This window comes from Catellatospora aurea, from assembly GCF_042663325.1.
In the GTDB taxonomy this organism is placed as follows: domain Bacteria; phylum Actinomycetota; class Actinomycetes; order Mycobacteriales; family Micromonosporaceae; genus Catellatospora; species Catellatospora aurea.
On the sequence record NZ_JBHTAC010000021.1, the window covers coordinates 45,691 to 69,341 of the forward strand.

Genomic DNA, 23,651 nt, shown 5'->3' on the forward strand with positions numbered 1-23,651 from the left:
GAGTTCCCATTTGTTCAGAGTCGAGGGCTGGGGCATCCTGGGGACGATGGTCGCGGTTCGGAGGCGGTCTCGAATGTTCACCGACGCAAGCTCCGGCACTGCGGCCGGCGAGGATTCCCGCCTGCGCGAGCGCGGCAAAGTGTGGATCTGGTACGTCGGCGTGTCGCTGGCACTGCTGGCGGCGTACGCGGCGACGGCCGGCCACGGCTTGGCGCAGGCGATCATATTCACCGGTTCGAGCCTGGCCGCCGTCGTGGCGATCCTGGCCGGCATCCATCTGAACCGGCCCACCAGCCCCGGGGCGTGGTACCTGCTCGCCGCCGGGCAGGCGGCCTACGCGGTCGGCAACGTGTGCTGGTACGTCGTGGCAGCCGCACAGGGCAGACCGACCGCGTTCCCCTCGCCCGCGATGGAGGTCTACCTGGCCTCGTACGTGCTCAACGGGCTGGCGCTGCTGCTGCTCATCCGGGCCCGGCGGGCCGGCGGGGACTGGTCGGCGCTGCTCGACGCCCTCATCGTCACCATCGCGTTCACCAGCGCCTACTTCGTGCTCGTCGTCGCGCAGCTGCTCGCCACGTCGGAGCTGTCCCTGTTCGGCCAGCTGCTAGCGGGGGTCTACCCGTTCCTGGACATGATCTTTTTGATGCTGGCGACGAGGCTGTTCTTCGGCGCGGGGAGTTCACGCCACGCGCTCGCGCCGCTCGCCGCCTGGGCAGCCGCCCTGCTCATGGCCGACCTGGTGTACGGCCTCCAGCAGGTCCGCGGGGTCGACGACGACGGTGGCTGGCCGTTCTACGGCTACCTGGTGTCGTTCCTGTTCGTGGGCGTGGCCGCGCTCCATCCGGCGATGCGGGACGTCACCTCGCAACGGGAGGGGGCCAGCACCGCCGGCCGCGCGCGCCTGGTCACGCTCGGCCTGTGCGGACTGGCCGTGCCGGCGCTGGTGGTGGACTCGGTCCGGCACGGGCAGCAGCTCGAGCCGATCGTGCTCGCGTGCGCCTCGGCGATCATGTTCGTCCTGCTCATGCTGCGGGTGGGCGACCTGCTCACCAAGATCGTCACTGCGGCCCGGCGCGAGCGGGACCGCCTCCAGCAGTTTCTGGAGGCGATACCCATCGGGGTGGACGTCCGGGACGCCGACACCGGCCGGCCCGTTTACGTCAACCAGGTGGCCGGCCGCATCCTCGGCTACGACCCCGGGCTGGTCCAGTCACCGGCACAGCTGCCCCACCTGTACACCGGCGGCACCGCAGAGCCCTATCCGCCGGACCGGCTGCCCGCCGCCCAGGCCCGGCAGGGCCACGTCGCCGCCGTCGAGGACATGGAGGTCGAGCGCGACGCCCAGCGCCGGCAGCTGCGGGTGGTGGCGACCCCGATCCGGGACGGCCGGCAGGTCAGCTATGTGCTGACCGCCTTCTCCGACATCACCGACCAGCGGCGGATGGCCGAAGAGCTGCGCCAGCTCGCCGTGATCGACGAGCTCACCGGCGTCAACAACCGCCGGGGTTTCCTGCTCGCCGCCCGCCGGGAGCTGGCCCTGGCCCAGCAGGCGCAACGGCCCGGCGTGCTGCTGTTCGTCGACGTCGACGGGCTCAAGCGCATCAACGACACCTACGGCCACGGCGTCGGCGACCACGCCCTGGAAAGCACCTCCCAGCTGCTGCGGGCCAACATCCGCCGCCGCGACGTGCTGGGGCGCATCGGCGGCGACGAGTTCTGCCTGCTGCTGACCGAGGCGGGCCGGGACTCCGACGTCGACCTGTGGGCCGGTCGGCTGCGCGAGCAGGTCACCCGGCACAACGAGACGAGCCGCCAGCCCTACCGGCTCGCGCTCACGGTCGGCGCGACCTTCGTCGACCAGGACGCCCCGAACGCGATCGAGGACCTGATCGCCCGCGCCGACGCGGCCATGTACCAGGCCCGGGAGCGGTACAACGGCCAGGACTTCCAGGGGCCGGTGCGGATACTGCGGCTGACCCAGGACACCAGGCCGACCGGGGCCCCTTGACTTGCGTACCGGCCGCCACGGAACCGTCGCGACCGGCCTCCCGCCGCCCCGGCCTTACCCGAAGGTAAGACGGGCCTGTCCCGCCGACCCGGATTTGTCACCTCGCGGCCAGCGACGAGATCCGCGCCGGCGCCTCCCGCTTCGTGCTGCGCTCCGGCCGCGTCCCCGCCGGGTAGGTCACCGAGGCGAGCGCCGCCCCGCCGGAACTCACCGGCCGCGAACGCGACGTGCTCGTCCAGCTGTGCCGGCCGCTGCTGGACGGCGCGCTGTTCACCGAGCCCGCGTCCAGCCGCGAGATCGCCGCCGCGCTCGTCGTCACCGAGGCCGCGGTCAAGCAGCACCTGCTGCGCCTGTACGAGAAGTTCGGCATCGTCGGCGAGGGGGAGCGGCGGCGGGTGCGCCTGGCCAACGCGGCGATGGCCCGCAACGCGATCACCCGCAACGAACTTCGCTGAGCCCGCTGTGGCGAGCTTGCCGGACTCCGGCGGGCCATCCGGGGCACGCGCGCGAGGTTAGGATGTGCGATGCCCTTCACCGCAGGCCATCCGGCTGCCGTACTCGCCCTCACCCGCTGGGGTCTGCCGGGCTCGGCTCTCGTGATCGGCACCGTCACCCCCGATCTGCCGATGATGCTGCCGTTCCCGGAGATCGTCCACTTCGGGCACACGCCCTGGGGCCTGGTCACCTCGGACCTGATGCTCGGCACGCTCGCCTTCATCCTGTGGCAGGCGGTGTTCGCTCCGGTGGTGCTCGCCCTCGCGCCGCACACGATCGCCGCCCGCGTTCCGCGGGACGCGCCCCGGGGACTCGCCTACCACCGCGCGTCGTCTGGCCGGGTCCTTCGGGTGCTCGCGGCGCTCCTGATCGGAGCCGCGACCCACCTCATCTGGGACGGCATCACCCACGACTGGATGTGGGGACCGCAATACGTGCCATGGCTGGCGGCTCGGCACGGCTCGCTGCTGGGCTGGGAGTGGGCGCAGCGGGTCAGCGACGTCGCCGGGACCGCGATCGTCGCCGGGTGGGTCGTCGCCTGGTGGCGTGGTGCGCCGGTACGCGCGGACGCGGCCGTGCTGCCGCTGCGGCTGCGCGTGCTCGCCTGGGCGGTGATCGGAGTCCCGGCCGCGGTCGGATTCCTGTACGGGCTGCTCACGAACTCCCTGTTCGCCGCCTTCGCGTGGGGTACGGGGCCGGGCACCCTCGGCCTCGTCGCCGTCACCGCGGTGTGGTGGTCGCGTTCGCGGCGGACCGACGACCCGGCCACGGCCTGACCTCGCCGCGTGCTGCACGGCGATCGACGCTGGTGACATCGCCGATGCGTGCGCGAGTGCGGCTGTCCAGGATGCTGGTGTATGAAGCATCGTCGCACGTACCGCGCGGCCGTCGCCGCCGCTGTGATCGTGACACTCGTCCCGGCCGTGCCCGCGGTCGCCGGCGAGCGGTCGCCTGTCCCGGTTCCGGTGGTCTCCGCGCCGATCCCGGGCACGGTGCCCGGTGACCGGCTCGCGCCGGCCGTCGAGGACACCTATCCGTTCTTCTCCACTCCCGACGACCTCGCCGCCAAGGGGTACGTCGAGCAGGAGTTCTACCTGTCGGGCGTCGCCGACGGCTGGGACACGTCAGGCAACCAGGTCGCCACCGACGTGCCGTACCGGACCCGGATCGTGGTGCGCCGCCCGTCCGCCGACCGCAGGTTCAACGGCACGGCGCTGGTCGAGTGGCAGAACGTGACCGCCGGCTACGACCTGGACGCGCTGTGGAACGGCGCTGCCATGATGCGCGCCGGGTACGCCTGGATCGGCGTGTCCGCCCAGCGGGTCGGCGTCGACCAGCTGCGCGGCTGGAGCCCCGCACGGTACGGCGGCCTCGACGTCACCGGCGGCGGGCAGTACGTCGCCGACGAGCTGTCGTACGACATCTTCGCCCAGGCCGCGAAGGCGGTCGGCGCGGGCGGCTCGCCGCTGGGGCGGCTCGACGTCCGCACCGTCCTCGCGATCGGCGCATCGCAGTCCGCCGCGCGGATGACCGTCTACTACCAGAGCATCCTGCCGAAGGTCGAGCCGGTGTTCGACGGGTACGCCTTCATCGTCGGCAGCGCGCCGACCCGGGTCGGCCCGGAGCCGGTGTTCCAGGTGCTGTCGGAGACCGACGTGCGCACCCCGGTCCGGCCGTTGCCCGACACCGCGCAGTTCCGCCGCTGGGAGGTCGCCGGCGGCGCGCACTCCGGTTGGCGCGGCCAGCAGTACCGGGCCCCGATCTCGGTGCGCGACCTGGGGGCGGCCCCGGTCTACGACTGCGCCCAGCCGCCGTTCAGCCGGGTCCCGGTCGATCACGCCACGGCGGCGGCCTACGACCACCTGGTGCGCTGGGTGCGCACCGGCGTCGCGCCGCCGACCGCCCCGCCGCTGCTGTTCAACGCCGACGGCACCAAGGCGAGGGACGAACTGGGGCTGGCCCTCGGCGGCATCCGGTACTCCCAGGTGACGGTGCCGACGGCGCGCAACACCGGGGACAACGCCGGGCAGTCGTTCTGCTTCCTGTTCGGCAGCCACCAGCCGTTCGACCAGGCCACCCTCGACGGGCTGTACCGCACCCGGGGCGGCTACGTCGCGAAGGTCGTGCACGCCGACCTCGGCAACGTCCGCTCCGGCTACCTGCTCCCCGCCGACGCGCTGGGCAACCTCCGCGACGCCCTCGCCTCGGGCGTGGGTGGGTGAGCCGCACCGCTCACCGTGTCACCGCGCCGGGCTGCGCACCCATCAGCTGACCGGCCCGGACGGGCTGACGCGGCGCGCCACCCGCGCCGCGTCAGCCCTTTGCCGTCAGGTGCCGGCTGAGCACGTCGACGTGGCTGCCGGGGAACTCCTTCACCGCGGTCAGCAGCGTCACCGGGCCGTCGTGCAGGGCCTGACGCAGCTCGGCCAGCGCCTGCTGCGCGGCCGTGGCGTCGAGTTCGGCCTCGTAGCGGGCCACGAACTCGGCCTGGCGCTCGTCGGGAGCCTCGTGATACCAGCGGCGCAGCTCGTTCGACGGGGCGAGGTCCTTGGGCCACTGCGCGATCTCGGCGCGTTCCTTGGCCAGGCCACGCGGCCACAGCCGGTCCACGAGCACGCGCAGGCCGTCCTCGGGCGAGGGCGGGTCGTACACGCGGCGCATCCGCAGGTTTGCCGCCGGGTCGGCGCGTCTTGTCGGCATACGCCCATTGTCGCCACGGCACCGACCCGCAGAGGCGCGATGCCGGACGTGTCGCGTAGGGGATGGCGGGCGTCGATGGTGGACCGTACAGTCACCGGCAGTCATGTCGCGCTGACCCGAGGACCGGTCATGTCGTCGAAGCTCGTGCCGTTCGCCCCGGCGGTGAACACGCTCGCGGCGGTGGTGGTGCTGGTCGCCGCCGTGCCCCTGCTGGGCTGGGGCGCGGACACGGGCACCGCGCACAGCCACGCGGTGACCGGTTCGACGAGCTGGCTGCTCTGGCGGGCCGTCGGCGCCGCCAGCCTGCTGCTGTTCATTGTCGTCGGCTCACGCGGCGTGGCGCAGCTCCGGCAGAGCAGGCATGAGTCCGATCCGGCCGGACGACGGCGCATCACGGTGTTCACCTGGCTGGCGCTGCTCTTTGTCGCCGTCACCGCCACCGCGGTGACCCTGGGGGCACGCGCTGTGGCCGCGCACCGCGAGCCGGTGCCGATCGGCTACGTCAGTGTGCGAACCTCCGGCCTGGTCGCCATCGGCGCGCTCGTCCTGGTGCCGTGGCTGGCGCAGGTCTGGCTTGTGCACGCGCGCATCCGCGACCTCGGTCGGGAGATCGGCCAGGCGGCGGCCGAGCCCACCACCGCGCAGGCCGGGCCGTCGCCGCTGCACGCGCCGCTGCAGCAGCTCCTCGCGCTCTGGGAGGTGATCACGCGTTGCGCGCTGGCCTTCGCGCTCACCGTGATCGCCGCCATCGTGACCACCGGAGCCATGCGCGGTGTCACCCTGGAGGCGTTCCCGCCCCCGAAGGACGGGCCCGATCCCTTCCCATCGAGCTACGTGCTGCTGTACGGCGCGGCGTTCGCGTTCCTGCTGCTGCTGGTGACCGTGCCGATGCTCGCCGCGTGGCGGGCGCGGGCGGCCCTGGCGGTCGACACGATCGTGCCGATCCCGGACACGCTCGTGTTCGATCCCGCCTGGGACGACCAGCGCAAGCGGTGGGAGGGACTGCTGCAGCTGGACGTCTCGCTGCTGCGCTCGCCGCTGACCGCGCTGAGCGTCTTCGCGCCGCTGGCCACCAGCGCCCTGGCCGCCTTCCTGCCCGAACTGGCGAAGTAGCCGGGGCGCTATCGCGCGCGCTTGGCGTCGAGTCGCTCGGGCACCGGCCAGCGTACGTCCCGTGCGAGCCCGAGCTTCTCGAAGATCCAGATGAGCCGGGCGGCCGGGTCGAGCTGGCCGCGCAGCACGCCGTGCCGCGCTCCGGTCGGATCGGCATGGTGGGAGTTGTGCCAGCTCTCGCCGAAGGAGAGCAGCGCCAGCGGCCAGAAGTTGGTGGCCCGGTCCTTGCTGACGAAGGGGCGGTCGCCGACGACGTGGCAGATGGAGTTCACCGACCAGGTGACGTGGTGCAGCACGGCCATCCGGACCAGCCCGGCCCAGAAGAAGGCGCTCAGCGCACCGGCCCAGGTGCCGGTGACGAGGCCGCCGATCAGGGCGGGGGAGAGCAGCGACACCGCGACCAGCGGACCGAACAGGCGGTCGACCACCTGGATGTCGCGGTCGGCGACCAGGTCGGGGGCGAACCGGGCCCGGTTGCTCACCTCGCGCCGGAACATCCAGCCGATGTGCGCGTGGAACAGCCCCTTGAGCACCGCGCCGACGCTGGTGCCGTAGCGCCAGGGGGAGTGCGGGTCGCCCTCCCGGTCGGAGAAGGCGTGGTGCCGGCGGTGGTTGGCGACCCACTGGGTCGGCGAGCCTTCGACGGCGAGCGATCCGGCCACGGCCAGCGCCACGCGCAGCCCGCGCCGTGCCTTGAACGATCCGTGGGTCAGGTGGCGGTGGTACCCGGCCGCGATGCCGAAGCCGCTGACCAGGTACGTGGTGATCGCCAGGGTCAGGTCGACGCCGGACAGGCCCCAGCCCCAGGCGATCGGCACGGCCGCGAGCAGGGCGAGGAACGGGGTGACCACGAAGATCCAGATCGCGATCGCGCCTGCTCTGCTCTGCGGTGGGGCGAGCATCGGCTTCGGTCCCTGCGCGGTACGGGGGACATCGAGGTGATCGACGACTGCGGTCGGTGTGGTCGCGCCCATGCGACTCCTGTCTGAGATCCGGTGGTGAGGTGCGAGCAGGCCGGTATACGACACGGCCGGGAGCCCGATGGGTTCCCGGCCGTGATCAGGTTTGCTCAGAGGACGCGAACGCCCGCCGCCTGGGGGCCCTTCTGGCCCTGCACGATGTCGAACTCGACCTTCTGGTTCTCCTCGAGGCTGCGGAAGCCGTTCGACTGGATCTCGGAGAAGTGGACGAAGACGTCAGCGCCGCCGCCGTCCACGGAGATGAAGCCGAAGCCCTTGTCGGCGTTGAACCACTTCACGGTGCCCTGTGCCATGTCGTTCCTCCTCAGGAATGGGGCCGCACTCTGCGGCACCCAGCCGTTGTCCCGGCGGCAACATCCGCCCCAAGAGGAAGACGAAACCACCCGCGTGACCTGATTCGCGGGCGTCAAAAGATCAACTACTGAACACGCAAAATCACGACTGAATGACTACAACTCTCCCACACCCGCCGCGATTCCCGGCACGCGGCTCCAGATTCCCGGAAACCGCAGGCCAGCCCGGTCGGAGCCGGTCTGCGGCTACGCTCCGGGGAGATGCTGAGCACTGTCGAATAGCGGTCGAGGAGGAGTCGTGGCCATCACATCCACCGACCCGCGCGAGCCCGTCCTGTCCGGGGCCACGGTCGTCGTGATCGGCGGCAGCGCCGGCATCGGCCTGGAAACCGCCCGGCTGGCCCGCAACGAGGGTGCCGAGGTCATCCTTACCGGCCGTGACGCCGACCGCCTCGCGCGGGCCGCCGCCGACCTGGGCGCGTTACGCAGCGCCGCGTTCGACGCCACCGACCCGGCCGCGCTCGAACGGTTCTTCCAGGACCTGCCCGGACCGGTCGACCACGTGATGATCACCGCCGGCCGGCCCTACTACGGCTTGCTCGCCGACATGGACGTGGAGCAGGCGCGCCGCTCGTTCGACGAGCACATGTGGCTGCCCATCAACGTGGCACGGCTGGCCCCGGGCCGGGTCCGGCCCGGCGGGACGCTGATCTTCATGGGCGGCACCGGTGCCCGCCGCCCGCGTCCCGGCCTGACCGTCGCCGCGATGGGCACGGCGGCGCTGCCCGCGATGACCGCCAACCTGGCCCTGGAACTCGCGCCGATCCGGGTCAACCTCATCGCCGCCGGGTTCGTCGACACCCCGCTGTCCGCGGAACTGCTCGGCGACGACCTCGACCGGCGCCGCGAGCAGCTGCGCGCCACGCTGCCCATCGGGCGGGTGGTCGGACCGGCGGACGTGGCCGCGCTCGCCGTGCACCTCATGGCCAACACGGCGCTGACCGGCGCGACGTACGACATCGACGGCGGCCAGCAGCTCCTGCCCGGTTGAGGCGGCTCAGAGCTCGTCGACGACGTCCTTCGCCTCCCGCAGGCCCAGGCCGGTGTGCTGGCGCACCAGCTTGATGGCCTCGATTGCCCGGCCCTGGCGCTTGAGGTCGCGGGCGTTCGTCATCAGCTCGGGTCCGAGCATCGGGCCGACCGGCAACCCGGCTGTCGGCAGCACGCCCGCCTTCGGCACCGACGGTGTGCCACCGGCCGCGATCTGCTCGACAGCCTTGACGGCGTCGGCGAGCGAGGCCCCGGTGGCGTCGCGCCACAGCTTCACGGCGGGGATCTTCTTACGCTGGTTCATCAGCATCCGCACCTGCTGCACCAGGAATTCGGCCTCCGGTGTGCCGGCCACTGCGGAGCCGGTGCCGCTCGCGCGGGCGTGCTCGTCCTCGCGGGCGGCCATCGCGGATCCGAGCAGGTCGGTCGAGTCGCGGCGGCTCCGCCGGGCGAGCAGCACAGCGATGACGACGAGCAGCACCACGATGGCAGCCAGCATGATCTCGGTCATGGCGCACACGGTAGCGGGCGGCCGCCCGTCGTGATCGGGTGCGCGGAACGGCCCGCGTCGGGAGGTCGACGCGGGCCGTTTCAGGACGATGTCACCGTTGCAATGCCCGTCTGGTCGCCGTCAACGACGCGGCCACCGCCACGGCGGCCGTGGCCAGCACGGTCGCCACCAGCACCGGCCAGTGCAGGCGCAGCGCGACCGGCACGCCGACCTCCTGCTCCAGACCTGCGGCCATGCCCAGCAGTGGCGGAACGGTCACCGCCAGGCCGAGGCCCGTGCCCAGTGCCACCACCAGCAACGCCTCGGCCGCCGCGTACCGCAGCGTCTGCCGCGGTGTGGCTCCGGCCCGGCGCAGCACGGCCAGGTCAGGTCGTCGGCTCTCGGCCGACATGGCCATCGTGTTGACGACCGCGATGCCCGTGTAGCCGACGGACAGGGCGATCAGCACCGTCGCGAACAGCCACAGCAGCCGGCTGTCCTCGCCGCTGCTGCGGTCGGCGTACGCCTTGGCGTCGAGGACCTCGACCCCGGGCAGCCCGGCCAGCGCGACGGCGTCCACTCCCACCACAGACTGGGCCAGCGCGGACGGATCGTGGCGGCGGACCAGGTCCCGCGGCAGGATGAGATCGTCGTCGACCTGCCCGTCGGGGGTGATCTTCGCGATGGTCAGCCGCTCGGCGTTCCCGTCGGCGAACACCACGTCGACGGTGCCGCCGACCCGCACGCCGAGGGCGTCGGCGACGCCGGCCGCGAAGCTGACCGGGCCGGTGGCGGTGCCGAACGCGGCGATGGACAGGCCGTTCGCGTACACCCGGCTCGGCAGGACCGATCGGCCGCCCGCGGCGGCTTCGGTCAGCCCCGGGGTGCCGTTGGGCACGGCGACGGTGATCCCGGCCAGCTTCGCAGCCTGTCCGGCGGGGTACGCCTCCCGCATGGTGGAGACCATGCCGGACAGCAGCACCGCGAACCCGACCGTGGCGATCACCGGGGCCGCGGTGGCGGCGGTGCGCCGCGCCGCAGTCAGCGACTCGGCCCGCACCAGCATCGGTCCCGCTCCCCGGGTGCCGCGCAGCGGCCAGGAGACCAGCCGCACCAGCGGCGGCACCAGCACCGGGGCGAGCAGCGCCGCGGCGGCGGTCAACGCCATCGCGGCGAACAGCGCCGTGTTGACGCGCTCGTCGGCGGCGGCGGTCGCGGTGCGCAGTGCCAGGAAGCCGGCGAGCAGCAGCGCGCCGCCGCCGAGCAGCCAGCGGCCCGGCCCCATGGCCCGCGCCTCGACCGAGGCCTCCCGCAGCGCGGCCATCGGCGGCACCTTCGCGGCACGCCGCCCGGCCGCGTACGCGCCGACCAGCGCGACCCCGATGCCGACAGCGACCGCCGCGAGCACCGGCATGAGCTGCGCCCGGACCTGCAGCCCCGGATCGGCCAGGCCCCACCGCACCAGCCGCCCGCCCGCCGGACCGGCCGCCGCGGTGCCGAGCAGCGCCCCGGCGACGCCACCGGCCGCCCCGACGAGCAGCGCCTCACCCAGCACGAACCGCCGGATCTGGCGCGGGGTCGCCCCCACCGTGCGCAGCAGGCCCAGCTCACGCCGCCGCTGCGCGACGTTGAGCGCGAACGTCGACGCGACCACGAACACGGTCACGAACACCGCCAGGCTCGCCATCGCGATCAACAGCTGAGTGCCCAGCCAGCGGGTCTTGGCCTGCTGCACCGGTTCGAGCGCGGCCCGCTGCTCGCCGGTCGCGACGACCGCCGCGGGCACGGCGTCGCGCGCGGCGGCCGCGACGGCTTCGGGATCAGCCCCGGCCCGCAGCAGCAAGCCGATCACCGGCACGCCGGGCGACAGCCGCTCCGCCACGGCATCGGACGTGTAGACCCCCGGCCCGCCGACCAGGCCGGTGACGGTCACCTCGGCCGGACCGCCTGCGGTCAGCAGCGTGGTGCGCGCGCCGACCGCGAGCCCGCTCGCGACGTCGGCGGCGACCTCCCCATCGGCGGCAGGGGCCGCACCCGCGACCAGCGGGTATCCGCCCAGCGCGGCACTGGACCAGCCGTGCCCCGCCCCGGCGTCCTCGGCGTCGCCGACCGGCCTGCCGCCGACGACGAGCTGCGCGTAGAACGACCGGTCGGGCACCGCCGCCGCGACACCGGCCAGCCCGGCCAAGCGATCGGCCAGCGCGGCGGCGTCGGTGGCCGCCCACGGCCGCACGCCGCTGCCGACCCCGGCCGCGTCCGGCGCGACCGGCCCGTGCACCAGTACCGGCGCGGCCGCCAGCCGCTGCGGGGTGCGCGGCTGCGCCGCCACGTGCACGAGCAGCGTCATCGCGATCAGCGCGACGCCGAGGGTGAGACCGGCGAACGTGCCGGCCAGCGACGCGGCCCGGCCGCGAACCGCAGCGAGCGCGATCATCGCTGCTCCAGGCGTGCCATCAGGCCGGCGATCTGCTCGGCGCGGCCGGGCACCAGCGCGGCCCCGCCCAGCCGGTCGGCGATCCGCCCGTCGCGCAGGAACACCACCTCGTCGGCGTACGAGGCGGCGACCGGATCGTGGGTGACCATCACGACCGTCTGCCCGTGGCCGTCCACGGCAGACCGCAGCAGGCCCAGCACCTCCCGCGAGGCCGCGGTGTCCAGCGCTCCGGTCGGCTCGTCGGCGAAGACCACGTCCGGGCGGGTGATCAGGGCGCGGGCGATGGCGACGCGCTGCTGCTGGCCGCCGGACAGCTCGGCCGGCCGGTGTGCGGCCCGGTCGGCCAGCCCCACCTCGGCCAGCGCGGCCCGCACCGCCGCCCCGCCCGGACGGCGGCCCGCCAGCCGCAGCGGCAGCTCCACGTTCTGTGCCGCGGTCAGCGACGCGACCAGGTTGAACGCCTGGAACACGAAGCCGATCCGCTCGCGGCGCAGCACGGTGCGCCGCTGCTCGCTCAGCCCGCCCAGGTCCACGCCGCCGACGCGGACGGTGCCCGAGGTCAGCCGGTCCAGCCCGGCGGCGCACTGCAGCAGGGTGGACTTGCCGGACCCGGACGGGCCCATGACGGCGGTGAAGGTCCCGGATGCAAAGGCCAGGGTCAGCTCGTCCAGCGCCGTGACGGCCTGGGCTCCGGTCCCGTACACCTTGCGGGCGCCGGTCAGCCCGACCGCCTCGGCGACGGGGGATGTGGTGATCGTCATGGCGTCCAGTCCACTCGTGCGGCGGGGCGGGCGCATTGGCGTGGACGGGACTTCGGAGGTAGTGCGTGCACTACCGTCAAGAGATCAACCGGCGGGTACCGTCGAGCCGTGCACGCGCGTACCGCCTGGCAGGCCCTGGCTCAGCGGCCGCTGCGGTTCCTGACCTCCTGGTGGCCGTGGCGGTCCCTGGCGTACCTGGTCTCCGGGGTGCTCGTCGGCGGGCTGGTCGGCGCGGTCGTGCTCATGCTCGCCGCGGCCGGGCTGGTCCTGCTGATCGTGCTGGTCGGCGTGCTGGCGATCCTGGCGCTGCTGCTGTCGGGCATCTACGTGGCCCGGTTCGAGCGCTGGCGGCTGCGGCTGGTCGACCTCGACCCGGCCCCCGACCCGCACCAGCAGCCGGCCCAACCGGGCACGCGGGCCTGGCTGACGACCCGGCTGCGCGAGCCCGCGACCTGGCGCGAGCTGGGCTTCACCGCGCTGTCGCTGGTCGGGCTGTGGTGGATGGACCTCGGCGTGCTGTTCGGCGCGCTCGCCGTGCCCGTCATCGTGATGCTCTCGCCGGTCGACGACTCCGACGTGTGGGGGCTGGCCATCCTCGGGTTCGTCCTGCTGCTGCCCGCCCCGTACACCATCACCGCCTGGGCCGGGGCCAGGGCCGCGTTCACCCGCGCCGTGCTCGCCCCGCGCGACGACGAGCTCGGCGCGCAACTGCGCGAGGTGCGCGCCTCCCGGGCCCGGCTGATGGACGCGTTCGAGCTGGAGCGCCGCCGCATCGAGCGCGACCTGCACGACGGCGCGCAGCAGCGCCTCGTCTCGCTGAGCGTGCAGCTGGGCCTGGCCGGGCTCGACGCCGAACCGGGTTCGCCGGTCGCCCGGCACCTGGCCGCCGCGCAGGACCAGGTCGCGCTGACGTTGCAGGAGCTGCGGGCGCTGATCCGCGGTGTGCACCCGCAGGTGCTCACCGACCACGGCCTCGCTGACGCCGTCGGTGAGCTGGCGACGCTGTCGCAGGTCCCGGTCGGGGTCGACATCCGGCTGCCGCACCGGCTGCCCGCCGCCGTCGAGGTAACGGCCTATTACGTGGTGGCCGAGGCGCTGGCCAACATCGCCAAGCACAGCGGCGCGATGCGGGCTGAGGTCACCGGGCGGCTGCACACCGACCTGCTCGTACTGGAGATCCGTGACGACGGCACGGGCGGGGCCGACGCCGCCGCGGGCAGCGGCCTGGCCGGGCTGGCCGACCGACTGTCCGTCCTCGACGGACGGATGCGCCTGTCCAGCCCGCCGGGCGGGCCGACCCTGCTGCACGTGGAGGTGCCGTGCCACTCCGGATCGTGATCGCCGAGGACAGCGTGCTGCTCCGCGAAGGCTTGACCAGCCTGCTGGAACGCTTCGGCCACACCGTCACCGCGGCCGTCGGCGACGCCCCGGCGCTGGTCGCCGCGGTCACCGCGGACCGCCCCGACCTGGTCGTCACCGACGTGCGTATGCCGCCGGACCACAGCGACGACGGCCTGCGCGCCGCCGTCAACCTGCGCGACGCCGACCCCGCCCTGCCCGTGCTCGTGCTCAGCCAGTACGTCGAGCAGTCCTACGCCGCGAAACTGCTCGACACCGGCGGGGGTCACGCCGTCGGTTACCTGCTCAAGGACCGGGTCGGCGCGGTGGCGGAATTCGCGCAGGCCGCTGAGCGGGTCGCGGCCGGGGCCACCGTCGTCGACCCCGAGGTCGTTCGGCAGCTGCTGCGCCGCAGGCAGGACCCGCTGCAGCGGCTGAGCCCTCGCGAGCGCGAGGTCCTGGAGCTGATGGCCCAGGGCCAGGCCAACGCGGCCATCGCCCGCGGCCTGTTCGTCACCGAGGCGGCCGTGAACAAGCACGTCAGCAGCATCTTCATCAAACTCGACCTGCCACCGGCCGGCGACCAGCACCGCCGCGTCCTGGCCGTGCTCGCCTTCCTCCGCGCCTGAGGAAAGGAAGGGCACCTTCTACAACGCATAGCGATGTGAAGGTGCGCTTCCTTCGTGCGGGGGTCAAGCGGCCCCGGGCGCGGTGCGGGCCGCGGGCGTCACTGGCGGCGGGGGGCGACGGGGGCGGACAGGCCGGCGCTGAACAGCCGGGCGTCGACCTCGTTGAGCGACAGCTTGAGCGCGCCGAGAGCGACCGAGTCCGCGCCCAGCGTGGACGCGCGCACCTCGGGCATGCGCAGGCACAGCCGCTGGAGTTCTTGGCGCAGCGGGTCGAGCACCAGGTCGGCCGACCGGGAGAAGCCGCCGCCGAACACGACGACCTGCGGGTCCAGGGTCAGCACGAGCGCGGCCGCGCCGACGGCCAGGTCCTTGACGTAGCGGTTGACCGCGCCGCGGGCCGCCTTGTCGCCCTGCCGCGCGGCGTTGAAGACCCAGGCCGCGGCGTCGTCCGGGCTGACCGTGTCGGGCACGCCGGGGCAGTTCTGCAGGTGCGAGGGGGCGTTGAGCCAGCGTACGTGCTTGAGCGCGCCGATCTCGCCGGCCGCGCCGCCGAACCCGCGCCGCAGCACCCCGTCGATGATCAGGCCGGCGCCGTTGCGCATGCCGCCGAGCAGGTAGACGATGTCGTCGGCGTCGGTCGCCGCGCCTTTCCACCGCTCGGCCAGGGCCGCGAGCTTGCAGTCGTTCTCCACCACAATCGGGCAGGAGAAGCGCCCGCCGAGGTGCCCGGCCAGGTCGACGCTCTTCCAGCCCGGCAGCGGGGTGAAGAAGCTGGTCCGCCCGGCGGCGTCGACGGCGCCGGTGACCGCGGCGGTGACGGCCCAGATGTCGCCCGGGGACTTGCCGGCCCCGGCCACGCAGGCGTCGAGCACGGCGTCGAGCACGGCGAGACGTTCGGTGGGCGCGGCTTCGGCGGCGACGGACTGCCGTACGGAGTGCACGATGTTGCCGTCGAGGTCGGCCAGCAGCGCCAGGATCTTGTGCACGCCCACGTCGACGCCCACGACATACCCGGCACCGGCGCGGAACTGGTAGCGCCGGGCGGGGCGGCCGACGGCGCTGCTCGCGCCGGGTTCGAGCACGGTGGCCCAGCCGTCGGTGACCAGCCCTTGGGCGATGACGTCGACGGCGGGCCGGGACAGGCCGGTGCGCTGGGACAGCTCGGTGACGGTGGACGGCGGGTGGTCACGCAGCGCCCGCACGATGCTCAACGAGTTGAGCTCGCGCAGCCGCGGCAGATCCGTTCCGGTCGTTGCTAGCTCTGTCACGTTCTGTCCCTTGTTTGCGTGCGGGAAGACCCGCACAATACGCTTTGATCTTTACAAAATCGTGAAGTGATGGCAAGCCCACGGACAGTGAGCTGACGATCCGGGCCCGGCTGCGTGCTCCCCCTGGCGGGGGAGTGCAACCGGGCCGCCGCGGCCGGAGCGCCTTCAGGAGATGGGGTAGGCCTGCGCCGCGGGAGTCACCGCCGGGGCGAAGTCGACCCGCCGCCCGTCGACGGCGTACTCGTACCGGCCGAGCTGCCGGATGTCCGGGCGCGCCGCCAGGTAACCGGTCATGTCGTCCAGCTCGGTGGCCGACAGCCAGCTCGGCGGGTCGGACACGGCCCGGAACCGGCAGATGTCGGCCAGGTCCCGCAGCCACTCCAGCTGCTGCTCGGTGAGCAGGTTCAGGCGGCTGCGGAAGTAGATGACGTCCGGGTCGACCTCGGCCAGCGGCTGCTGCCACAACCGGTGCAGCGTGTTGACCACCGCGTTGCGGGCCATCGCGTCCGACGGGTCGTCGCTGGCGTAGTTCTGCCACATCGGTGCGACGTCCGGCCCGCTGCGCAGCCCGTCGAGGATGCCCAGCGACGGCAGCAGCATCGCGCCGCTGCCCAGCAGGTAGACGTCGTCCCCGGCGACCTCGCGGATCAGCGCGAGCGCGTCGCGGTAGGACTGCTCGCGCTCGCCGCCGTCGGCGCGTACGCCCGGCGCGGCCCCGGCGTTGACGAAGTCGAGCTTGAGGTACTTGAAGCCCCATTCGTGCACCACCCGGTGGGTCAACTCGGTCAGGTACTCGCGGGTCGCGGGCCGGGACAGGTCGAGGGCGTGGTAGCCGCTGCCCCAGTTGTTGCCGGCGATGACCAGCTCCCCGCGGGAGTCGCGGAGCAGCATCTCGGGCCGCTCGCGGGCCAGTTCGGAGCCGGGCAGGGCGATGAACGGGGCCAGCCACAGCCCGGCTGTCATGCCCGCGTCGGTGATCCGGTCCGCCAGCGCCTTCATGCCGGACGGGAACTTGTGGTTGGGCTGCCAGTCACCGACCAGCCGCTCCCAGCCGTCGTCGACCTGCACCACGTCGAACGGCAGCCCGCGCAGGTCGTCGACGTCCTTGGCGAGCTGCTGCTCGGTGATGGTCTCGTAGTAGGCGTACCAGGAGCACCAGACGTTGCCGGCGCGGCGGCCGCTGCTGCCCAGGCGCTGCGCCAACTGCCGGGTGTACGCGGCGAAGACCTCGTCCTCGGGGCCGTACGCGGCGAACCAGGGGTGGGCGCCGGTCTCGTACCAGCCGGAGATGGTGTCCCGGTCGGCGGCCAGCCGCGGCACGCCCAGGCCGAGCGCGCCCAGCAGCAGGACGTTGCCGTCACCGGCGTCCAGCGCGGCCACCGCGGAGGAGTGGTGGCGGGCCGGGTCGTCCCAGACGGTGTCGTCGGCGGTGAGCCGCCGCTGCGGGTTGGCGATGCGCAGCGGAGCCTCGCTCAGCCGCCGCCAGCCGCAGGGGCTCCATGAGTTGTGCCCGTGCCGGTAGAACAGGGCATCGCCCAGTCCGTGCAGCAACGCGACCCGTCCCGGTGGCAGGACCAGGCCCCCGTCGGCTGCTTGCGGGCTGCCGGGGCCGTCGTGTTCGAGGGCGAAAGTGTGGCCGGCCAGCTCGATGAGCAGTGCCATGGTTCTCCTTGGCGGGTGAGATGCAATGAGTCGCTGGTGTGGGGGTGCGGCGGGACGCATCAGCGCGTCCCGCCGCACCGGTTCGTGCGGGGCCTACTTGAACAGGGCGTTGACCTGGTCGTTGGCCTTCTTCAGGGCGGTGGCCGAGTCGCTCTGGCCGAGGATCGCCGACTGGATGGCGTCCTGCACGAGCTGGCTGACCTCGTTGCCGTGCTCGGTGATCGGCACGAAGAACGTGCCACCGGGCGCGGCGGCCTCGTCGACGAACACCTTCACGTCGCGGCCCTTGGCGGTGTGCGCGGCCAGGGCCTTCTCGCTGGCGGTCTTGATGGCGGGGAAGACCACGCCGTTGCCGCCCACGATGTTCTGGCACTCGGCCGAGCCCAGGAACTTGACCCACTTCCAGGCCTCGTCCTTGTGCTTGGTGCCGGCCCAGATCGCGTCCGACAGACCGTTGATCGCCGTCTTGCGGCCCTGCGGGCCGGCCGGCAGCGGAGCGAACGCGAACTTCAGCTTCGCGCCCTCACCCAGGTAGCTGTTGATCATCCAGGAGCCCGCGAAGGTGATCGCGCCCTTGCCCGCGTTGAGCAGGGAGTCACGGCTCAGCGTGGATGCCTTGTCCAGCGCGGGGGCGTAACCCTTGGCGCTCAGCGACTTGAACCAGTCGATGGTCTGGGCCAGCTTGGGGTCGTCGTACTTGTACTGGGTGCCCCACGGGTTCTTGTCCAGGTAGGTGAACCCGTTGCTGGCGGCCAGGTTGCCCCAGCCGTTCTGGCCCTGCGAGCCGTCGGCCCACTCCGGCAGGTAGCCGAACACCTTGACCTTGGTCTTGTCGAACGCCGGGTCCAGGCCGTTGCGGCCCTTCTCGTCGACCGTGGCCTTCGCGATGAGCTGCTCGAAGGTGCCGCCGTCGGTCGGGTTCCAGGTCAGGTTCGCCAGTGACGCGGCGTCGATGCCCTGGGCCTTGAGGTGCTCGGTGTTGTAGACCAGGGCCATGGTGTCCCAGTCCTTCGGCAGGCCGAAGCGCTGGTCGCCCTTGGTGAACAGGTCGGCCAGGCCGCCCTGGTACTGCGACAGGTCCACCTTGTCGGCGGTGACGTAGGGCTGGATGTCGAGGATCTGCCCGGAGCTGACGAACTGCGGGTAGTACGAGCCCTGGTTGGTCCACACGTCCGGCGCGTCACCCGCGGCGATCTGCGTGGTCAGGTTCTGCCAGTACTCGTTCCAGGCCGCCTGGCTGATCTTGATGGTGATGTTCGGGTTGGCCTTCGTGAACTCGTCGGCGCACTGCTGGTAGGACGCCTTCTGGTTGTCGTCCCACAGCCAGTAGTCGAGGGTCACGGCCGCGCCGGGCTCCTCCTCGGTGCTGCTGCTGCACGCGGCCATGCCGGCCGCCACAGCCAGGGTCAGCAGCGCCGCCCCGACCCGTGATGTGCGGATCATCATTTCCTTCTTTCTCGGGGGTGGGTGTGTCACTTGCTTCCGGTGAAGTTCAGGGACTGGACCAGCCGCTTGCCCACGAACACGAGCAGGAGCAGCACGGGCAGGACCGACAGCGTCGAGGCGGCCATCAGGCCGGTCCAGTCGGGTTGGGTGTTGGGCGACTGCTGCAGGAACACCCCGAGCGCGACCGTGACCAGGCGGTTCTCCTCGTCCCGGCCGACCAGCAGCGGCCACAGGTAGTCCTTCCACGCCCACACGGTCGTGGTCAGCCCGATCGTGATGAGCGGGCCGCGGCTCATCGGCAGCGCGATGCGCCAGAAGATGCCCCACGGGCCGTTGCCGTCGAGGATCGCCGCTTCCTCCACGTCGCGGGGCAGCGACAGGAAGAACTGGCGCAGGAAGAACACCGCGAACGGGGTCATCAGGATCGTCGGGGCGACCATGCCGGCCATGGTGTTCATCCAGCCGAGGTCCTTGACCAGGATGAAGTTGGGCAGCAGCGTGAAGATCGGCGGCACCATCAGGGCCGCGATCACGATCGCGAACACCAGGTCGCGGCCGGGGAAGCGCAGCCGGGCGAACGCGTACCCGGCCATCGCGCAGAACAGGGTCTGCACCGCGGCGATCAGTCCGCAGTAGACGATCGAGTTCCACAGGTAGCCGGCGAAGTTGAGGTGCGCGCCGGAGCCGCCCGCCGCGCGGGCCTCGGCCTCGGTGGTCAGGCCGAGCACCCGCAGGAAGTTGATCAGTGTCGGATGTTCGGGCAGCAGGCTCGCGTTGTCGGTGTAGATGTCGGCGGCCGGAGTGAGCGCCGTGCGGATCATCCACCAGAACGGGAAGACGGTCACCACGATGACCACGGTTATCGCCACCCAGGCCAGGGCGCGTCCGAGGTTGAAGGATTTCGGTGTCATGGCTGTCGTCCCCTTCACGCCAGGTCCGAGCGCGAGGCGCGCAGCAGGCGCATCTGTATCGCGGTGAGCACGCCGAGGATCAGGGCCAGGAAGACCGCCGCCGCCGCGGCGTAGCCCATGTGGAAGTACTTGAACGCCTGCAGGTAGATGAAGTAGTAGATGACCTGCGTGGCCGAGACCGGGCCGCCCTTGGTGGTGACCGCGATGGTGTCGAAGATCTGGAACGAGCCGATCAGCGACACGACCAGCACCAGCGCCAGCACCGGCCGCAGCAGCGGCAGGGTGATCCGCCGGAACATCCGCCACTCGCCCGCGCCGTCGATCGACGCGCCCTCGTAGAGGTACTGCGGGATCTGCAGCATCCCGGCGTAGAGCAGCAGCGCCGTGTAGCCGGTGTAGGCCCAGGTGTTGATGCCGGCCACGGTCGGCATCGCCCAGGTCTCGTCGGTGAAGAAGCCGACCGGGCCCAGGCCTACGGTGTGCAGCAGCTGGTTGACGAAGCCGAGGTTGGTGTCCAGCAGCCACATCCAGAGCAGGCCGATGGTGACGTTGGGGACCAGCCACGGCAGCAGCAGCGTCGCCCGCAGCACGACCGAGCGGGTCAGCCGGTGCATCAGCGAGGCGATGCCCAATGCCAGCAGGGTCTGCGAGCCGATGTTGAGCACCACGTACCAGGCGGTGACCAGCATGGCGTTCCAGAACTGCTCGTCGGCCAGCAGCTTGGTGTAGTTCTCCGCGCCGACGTACGTCGCGGTGTTGAGCATGTTGTAGTCGGTGACCGAGTACCACACGCCCCGGGCGGCCGGGTAGCCGTAGAAGACGGCGAATCCGACCAGCACCGGCAGCAGGAACAGCCACGCCGCCCGCCGGTCGTCTCGCGGTTTTGTCGAGCTCATCAACGTCCTCGGATCCGTCTATCGGTCGGCTCTTGCCAGCCGCCCCGCTCTCGAATAATGATGTAGACCTTCGAAATTTTGTCAACACCTCTTCGTATTACTTCGGTAACGACGAGGAGGACGACCAGCTCAGAACTGCTGTGCCGATGCTCCGACCAGGGACTATGTGGACCCTGCGAGTCGGCTCAGTGGTGTGCCCGCGTGGCACAGGCACCCCGCACCGCCCGGAGAACAGCCCGACTCCCACCGGAGATCACCGTGAAATCACGTTCACGCGGCCGTACCGTCCTGGCCGCCCTCGCCGCTGCCGCCCTCGGTGCGGCACTGACGCTCACCAGCCCGTCCGGCGCGTCAGCCGCTCCCGCCGGGCCGCCGCCCCGTCCCGCGGCGCCCGCCAGTCCCGACTCGTCCCTGCAGGTCCACGCGCTGACCGCGGCCCCCGGGCCGGTGGACAACCCGCTCAAAGGCTGGGCCCGGTTCTACACGCCCGGCGGCGACCAGAACAACGGCTTCCCGCACGCGCTGACCTGGGGCTACTTCGGCCTGTCCGAGATCATGACCAACGCCGGGAACTGCGGCAGCTACCACTGGTCGATCATCGACAGCATGCTGGCCGAGACCGCCGGCTACGGCAACCAGGCCGCCATCCGCATCTACATGACCTACCCCGGCGGCACCGGCAGCCACCCGGCCAACGCCATCCCGCCGTGCTTCAACGGCAACGTCGCCACCCGCGCCGACGCCACCTGGAACGTCACGCACCCCGACTACGACAGCCCGTTCCTGATCAACGCGTTGAAGAACTTCATCGCCGCGTTCGGGGCCCGCTACGACGGCGACCCCCGGCTCGGGTTCATCCACCTGGGCCTGGTCGGGCTGTGGGGCGAGTGGCACACCTGGCCCTACGACACCGACACCGGCGACGGGCTGCCCAACTACATGCCCACCGACGCCAACGGGGCGCAGCTCGTCGCCGCCTTCGACACCGCGTTCAACACCACCAAGGTCGAGATCCGCTACGCCGACGCGGCCGGCGGCGCGGCCAACTCCCGCGACATCGGCTACCACGACGACTCGTTCTGCTTCCGGGAGGGCTCGCCGCTGCAGGGCGTGACCCTGCCCCAGTCGATGGGTGGCGCCTCCTACGCCCACCTGCAGCGCAACATCGCCACCGGCACCGAGAACAAGTGGATCAGCAGCTCGATCGGCGGTGAGCTGCGCCCCGAGATCCAGACGTTCGCGTTCCAGTCCTGGCCGAACGGCTCCGGCACGGTCGACAACCTCAAGGCGTGCATCGAGCTCGCCCACGCCACCTGGATGATCAACGAGGGGAGCGCCGCCTACTCGCCCACCGACGCGAACGTCTCGGCCGCGGTGCGGGCGATGGGCTACAACCTCACCGTCGGCAACTCCTACTTCAAGGACACCGCGAGCGGCACGACCAACGTCGGCGTGCAGATCAGCAACACCGGCGTCGCCCCGTTCTACTACCCCTGGACCATGACCCTCGGGCTCAAGAACAGCTCGGGCGCCGTGGTGCAGACCTGGGACACCCCGTGGGACCTGCGTTCCGTGCAGCCGCTGTCGATCCGGGCGTTCCCGGACTGGAACGTGGGTTCCGATCCCACCTACCGCAGCTTCGGCTACCCGCAGTACTTCCAGACCAGCGTCAACCTCTCCGCGGTGCCGCAGGGCAGCTACCAGTGGGTGCTGCGGGTGAAGAACCCCCTCGAGGCCGTCGACGCCGACGCCAAGAAGCTGCGTTTCGCCAACACCACCCAGAACGCGGACGGCTGGCTCGGCCTGGGCGCGGTGACCGTCGGCACCGGCGGCGGCGACACCACCGCACCCTCGGTCCCCACGGGCTTCACCTCCACCGGCCAGACGTCGTCGTCGATCTCGCTGTCCTGGTCCGCCTCGACCGACAACGTCGGGGTGACCGGCTACGAGGTGTTCCGCGGCGCGACGCTGGTCGGCAGCCCGGCCGGGACCTCGTTCACCGACACCGGCCTGGCCGCTTCGACGAGCTACAGCTACACCGTCAAGGCCCGGGACGCGGCCGGCAACCGGTCCGCGGCAAGCAACACCGTCACCGTGTCCACCACGTCAGGCGGTGGCACGCCCACCGGCTACGAGGCGGAGGCCTCGGGTAACACGCTCACCGGCGGCGCCCTGGTGGCGGCGTGCTCCACATGCTCGGGCGGGTCGAAGGTCGGCTACCTCGGCAACGGGGCGGCGCTGGCGTTCACCAACGTCGCCGGAGGCACCGGCGGCTCGCGCACGGTGACGGTCTACTACCTGACGGCCGAGGCGCGCACCGCCACGGTCAACGGGCAGACCGTCAACTTCGCCTCCACCGGCAGCTGGACCACCGTCGGCTCCACCACCGTCACGCTCAACCTCGCCGCAGGCAGCAACACGATCACCGTCGCCAACCCGTCCGGCTGGGCTCCCGACATCGACCGCATCACGGTGTCCACGGCAGGTGGCGGTGGCGACACCACCGCGCCGAGCACCCCCACCGGCCTGGCCTCGCCGAGCAAGACCGCAAGCTCCGTCACGCTGTCGTGGAGCGGCTCCACCGACAACGTCGGCGTGACCGGCTACCAGATCCTGCGCGGCGGCAGCCCGGTCGGCACGTCGACGACCACCGGTTTCACCGACACCGGGTTGGCCGCGTCGACCTCCTACACGTACACGATCAAGGCCTATGACGCCGCCGGGAACTACTCGGCCGCATCCAGCCCGCTGACCGTGACGACCAACGCGGGCGGCACGACACCGGTCAGCTACGAGGCCGAGTCCTCCGGCAACACCCGCACCGGCACAGCGGCCGTGGCATCCTGCGCGGCCTGCTCGGGCGGCTCGAAGGTCGGCTACGTCGGCAGCGGCGCGACCCTGTCGTTCAACAACGTCGCCGGCGGCACGGGCGGCGCGCGCACCGTGACGATCCACTACCTGTCGGCCGTGGCGCGTTCCGCCACGGTCAACGGCCAGACGGTGAACTTCGCGCCCACCGCCAACTGGGACACCGTCGGCACCACCACGGTCACCCTGAACCTGGGCGCCGGCAACAACACGATCACCTTCGCCAACCCCTCTGACTGGGCTCCCGACATCGACCGCATCACCGTCGGCTGACCCTGCCCGCACGCTCCGGCCAGGCGACGGGGGCCT

20 protein-coding genes are annotated in these 23,651 nt (G+C 72.0%); 9 read left to right on the forward strand and 11 right to left on the reverse strand.

The window, feature by feature from the left end:
• Positions 1-73 precede the first annotated feature (73 nt).
• The 4 genes from ACFQO7_RS20920 (at position 74) to ACFQO7_RS20935 (ending at position 4,725) form a co-directional block, all read left to right on the forward strand.
• Complete coding sequence (locus ACFQO7_RS20920; protein ID WP_376807908.1) at positions 74-2,008, forward strand: GGDEF domain-containing protein; 1,935 nt, start codon at positions 74-76, stop codon at positions 2,006-2,008.
• 227 nt (positions 2,009-2,235) lie between these two features.
• Positions 2,236-2,463, forward strand: coding sequence for a helix-turn-helix domain-containing protein (locus ACFQO7_RS20925; protein WP_376807909.1), 228 nt, complete (start codon positions 2,236-2,238; stop codon positions 2,461-2,463).
• 69 nt (positions 2,464-2,532) lie between these two features.
• Entirely contained in the window at positions 2,533-3,279 is a 747-nt protein-coding gene (locus tag ACFQO7_RS20930) for a DUF4184 family protein (protein WP_376807910.1), read from the forward strand.
• Between the two features lie 81 nt (positions 3,280-3,360).
• Positions 3,361-4,725: an alpha/beta hydrolase domain-containing protein gene (locus ACFQO7_RS20935; protein ID WP_376807911.1), complete on the forward strand. Its 1,365-nt coding sequence runs from the start codon at positions 3,361-3,363 to the stop codon at positions 4,723-4,725.
• 91 nt (positions 4,726-4,816) lie between these two features.
• On the opposite strand, the gene ACFQO7_RS20940 is transcribed toward ACFQO7_RS20935, so the two are convergent.
• Positions 4,817-5,203, reverse strand: coding sequence for a DUF488 domain-containing protein (locus tag ACFQO7_RS20940; protein WP_376807912.1), 387 nt, complete (start codon positions 5,201-5,203; stop codon positions 4,817-4,819).
• 129 nt (positions 5,204-5,332) lie between these two features.
• Here ACFQO7_RS20940 and ACFQO7_RS20945 point away from each other — a divergent pair, with 129 nt between their 5' ends.
• A complete protein-coding gene (locus ACFQO7_RS20945; RefSeq protein ID WP_376807913.1) occupies positions 5,333-6,316 on the forward strand; it encodes a hypothetical protein in 984 nt (327 codons plus the stop codon).
• A gap of 8 nt (positions 6,317-6,324) precedes the next feature.
• Here the strand turns inward: ACFQO7_RS20945 and ACFQO7_RS20950 are convergent, their stop codons facing one another.
• Together ACFQO7_RS20950 and ACFQO7_RS20955 are read right to left on the reverse strand one after the other, a co-directional pair.
• The gene (locus ACFQO7_RS20950) at positions 6,325-7,290 is read right to left on the reverse strand and encodes an acyl-CoA desaturase (RefSeq protein WP_376807914.1); all 966 of its coding nucleotides are present in this window, start codon (positions 7,288-7,290) and stop codon (positions 6,325-6,327) included.
• A gap of 95 nt (positions 7,291-7,385) precedes the next feature.
• Entirely contained in the window at positions 7,386-7,589 is a 204-nt protein-coding gene (locus tag ACFQO7_RS20955; RefSeq protein ID WP_155368292.1) for a cold-shock protein, read from the reverse strand.
• 298 nt (positions 7,590-7,887) lie between these two features.
• Between ACFQO7_RS20955 and ACFQO7_RS20960 the strand changes: the two genes are divergently transcribed.
• The gene (locus ACFQO7_RS20960; RefSeq protein WP_376807915.1) at positions 7,888-8,640 is read left to right on the forward strand and encodes an SDR family oxidoreductase; all 753 of its coding nucleotides are present in this window, start codon (positions 7,888-7,890) and stop codon (positions 8,638-8,640) included.
• Between the two features lie 6 nt (positions 8,641-8,646).
• Here ACFQO7_RS20960 and ACFQO7_RS20965 read toward each other — a convergent pair whose 3' ends face one another.
• The 3 genes from ACFQO7_RS20965 to ACFQO7_RS20975 all read right to left on the reverse strand — a co-directional run bounded on the left by ACFQO7_RS20965 (position 8,647) and on the right by ACFQO7_RS20975 (position 12,324).
• Positions 8,647-9,150, reverse strand: a complete 504-nt coding sequence (locus ACFQO7_RS20965; protein WP_376807916.1) for a ribosomal protein L7/L12 — start codon at positions 9,148-9,150, stop codon at positions 8,647-8,649.
• 91 nt (positions 9,151-9,241) lie between these two features.
• The gene (locus tag ACFQO7_RS20970; RefSeq protein ID WP_376807917.1) at positions 9,242-11,563 is read right to left on the reverse strand and encodes an FtsX-like permease family protein; all 2,322 of its coding nucleotides are present in this window, start codon (positions 11,561-11,563) and stop codon (positions 9,242-9,244) included.
• Positions 11,560-12,324: an ABC transporter ATP-binding protein gene (locus ACFQO7_RS20975; RefSeq protein WP_376807918.1), complete on the reverse strand. Its 765-nt coding sequence runs from the start codon at positions 12,322-12,324 to the stop codon at positions 11,560-11,562. Before ACFQO7_RS20975 ends, ACFQO7_RS20970 begins: the two co-directional genes overlap by 4 nt.
• A gap of 108 nt (positions 12,325-12,432) precedes the next feature.
• On the opposite strand from ACFQO7_RS20975, the gene ACFQO7_RS20980 reads away from it, so the two are divergent.
• Positions 12,433-13,662 carry a sensor histidine kinase gene (locus tag ACFQO7_RS20980; RefSeq protein WP_376807919.1) on the forward strand — a complete coding sequence of 410 codons (1,230 nt, stop codon included), beginning with the start codon at positions 12,433-12,435 and terminating at the stop codon, positions 13,660-13,662.
• A complete protein-coding gene (locus tag ACFQO7_RS20985) occupies positions 13,656-14,291 on the forward strand; it encodes a response regulator (RefSeq protein WP_376807970.1) in 636 nt (211 codons plus the stop codon). The genes ACFQO7_RS20980 and ACFQO7_RS20985 overlap by 7 nt, the downstream gene beginning before the upstream one ends.
• A 98-nt stretch (positions 14,292-14,389) precedes the next feature.
• Here the strand turns inward: ACFQO7_RS20985 and ACFQO7_RS20990 are convergent, their stop codons facing one another.
• The 5 genes from ACFQO7_RS20990 to ACFQO7_RS21010 all read right to left on the reverse strand — a co-directional run bounded on the left by ACFQO7_RS20990 (position 14,390) and on the right by ACFQO7_RS21010 (position 20,474).
• Positions 14,390-15,559 carry an ROK family transcriptional regulator gene (locus ACFQO7_RS20990; protein WP_376807920.1) on the reverse strand — a complete coding sequence of 390 codons (1,170 nt, stop codon included), beginning with the start codon at positions 15,557-15,559 and terminating at the stop codon, positions 14,390-14,392.
• Between the two features lie 165 nt (positions 15,560-15,724).
• Positions 15,725-17,221 (reverse strand): glycoside hydrolase family 36 protein, encoded by a 1,497-nt coding sequence (locus ACFQO7_RS20995; RefSeq protein ID WP_376807921.1) that lies wholly within the window; start codon positions 17,219-17,221, stop codon positions 15,725-15,727.
• A gap of 93 nt (positions 17,222-17,314) precedes the next feature.
• Positions 17,315-18,664: an ABC transporter substrate-binding protein gene (locus tag ACFQO7_RS21000; RefSeq protein ID WP_376807922.1), complete on the reverse strand. Its 1,350-nt coding sequence runs from the start codon at positions 18,662-18,664 to the stop codon at positions 17,315-17,317.
• A gap of 29 nt (positions 18,665-18,693) precedes the next feature.
• Complete coding sequence (locus tag ACFQO7_RS21005; RefSeq protein ID WP_376807923.1) at positions 18,694-19,578, reverse strand: carbohydrate ABC transporter permease; 885 nt, start codon at positions 19,576-19,578, stop codon at positions 18,694-18,696.
• 14 nt (positions 19,579-19,592) lie between these two features.
• Entirely contained in the window at positions 19,593-20,474 is an 882-nt protein-coding gene (locus ACFQO7_RS21010) for a carbohydrate ABC transporter permease (RefSeq protein ID WP_376807924.1), read from the reverse strand.
• 258 nt (positions 20,475-20,732) lie between these two features.
• Here ACFQO7_RS21010 and ACFQO7_RS21015 point away from each other — a divergent pair, with 258 nt between their 5' ends.
• Positions 20,733-23,615, forward strand: a complete 2,883-nt coding sequence (locus tag ACFQO7_RS21015) for a fibronectin type III domain-containing protein (RefSeq protein WP_376807925.1) — start codon at positions 20,733-20,735, stop codon at positions 23,613-23,615.
• Positions 23,616-23,651 lie beyond the last annotated feature (36 nt).

Bases quoted from the DNA above. Each gene is read 5' to 3' on its own strand.
- ACFQO7_RS20920 (WP_376807908.1), top strand. From the start codon at position 74: ATGTTCACCGACGCAAGCTCCGGCACTGCGGCCGGCGAGGATTCCCGC.
- ACFQO7_RS20930 (WP_376807910.1), top strand. From the start codon at position 2,533: ATGCCCTTCACCGCAGGCCATCCGGCTGCCGTACTCGCCCTCACCCGC.
- ACFQO7_RS20935 (WP_376807911.1), top strand. From the start codon at position 3,361: ATGAAGCATCGTCGCACGTACCGCGCGGCCGTCGCCGCCGCTGTGATC.
- ACFQO7_RS20940 (WP_376807912.1), bottom strand. From the start codon at position 5,203: ATGCCGACAAGACGCGCCGACCCGGCGGCAAACCTGCGGATGCGCCGC.
- ACFQO7_RS20945 (WP_376807913.1), top strand. From the start codon at position 5,333: ATGTCGTCGAAGCTCGTGCCGTTCGCCCCGGCGGTGAACACGCTCGCG.
- ACFQO7_RS20950 (WP_376807914.1), bottom strand. From the start codon at position 7,290: ATGGGCGCGACCACACCGACCGCAGTCGTCGATCACCTCGATGTCCCC.
- ACFQO7_RS20955 (WP_155368292.1), bottom strand. From the start codon at position 7,589: ATGGCACAGGGCACCGTGAAGTGGTTCAACGCCGACAAGGGCTTCGGC.
- ACFQO7_RS20965 (WP_376807916.1), bottom strand. From the start codon at position 9,150: ATGACCGAGATCATGCTGGCTGCCATCGTGGTGCTGCTCGTCGTCATC.
- ACFQO7_RS20970 (WP_376807917.1), bottom strand. From the start codon at position 11,563: ATGATCGCGCTCGCTGCGGTTCGCGGCCGGGCCGCGTCGCTGGCCGGC.
- ACFQO7_RS20975 (WP_376807918.1), bottom strand. From the start codon at position 12,324: ATGACGATCACCACATCCCCCGTCGCCGAGGCGGTCGGGCTGACCGGC.
- ACFQO7_RS20995 (WP_376807921.1), bottom strand. From the start codon at position 17,221: ATGGCACTGCTCATCGAGCTGGCCGGCCACACTTTCGCCCTCGAACAC.
- ACFQO7_RS21000 (WP_376807922.1), bottom strand. From the start codon at position 18,664: ATGATCCGCACATCACGGGTCGGGGCGGCGCTGCTGACCCTGGCTGTG.
- ACFQO7_RS21005 (WP_376807923.1), bottom strand. From the start codon at position 19,578: ATGACACCGAAATCCTTCAACCTCGGACGCGCCCTGGCCTGGGTGGCG.
- ACFQO7_RS21010 (WP_376807924.1), bottom strand. From the start codon at position 20,474: ATGAGCTCGACAAAACCGCGAGACGACCGGCGGGCGGCGTGGCTGTTC.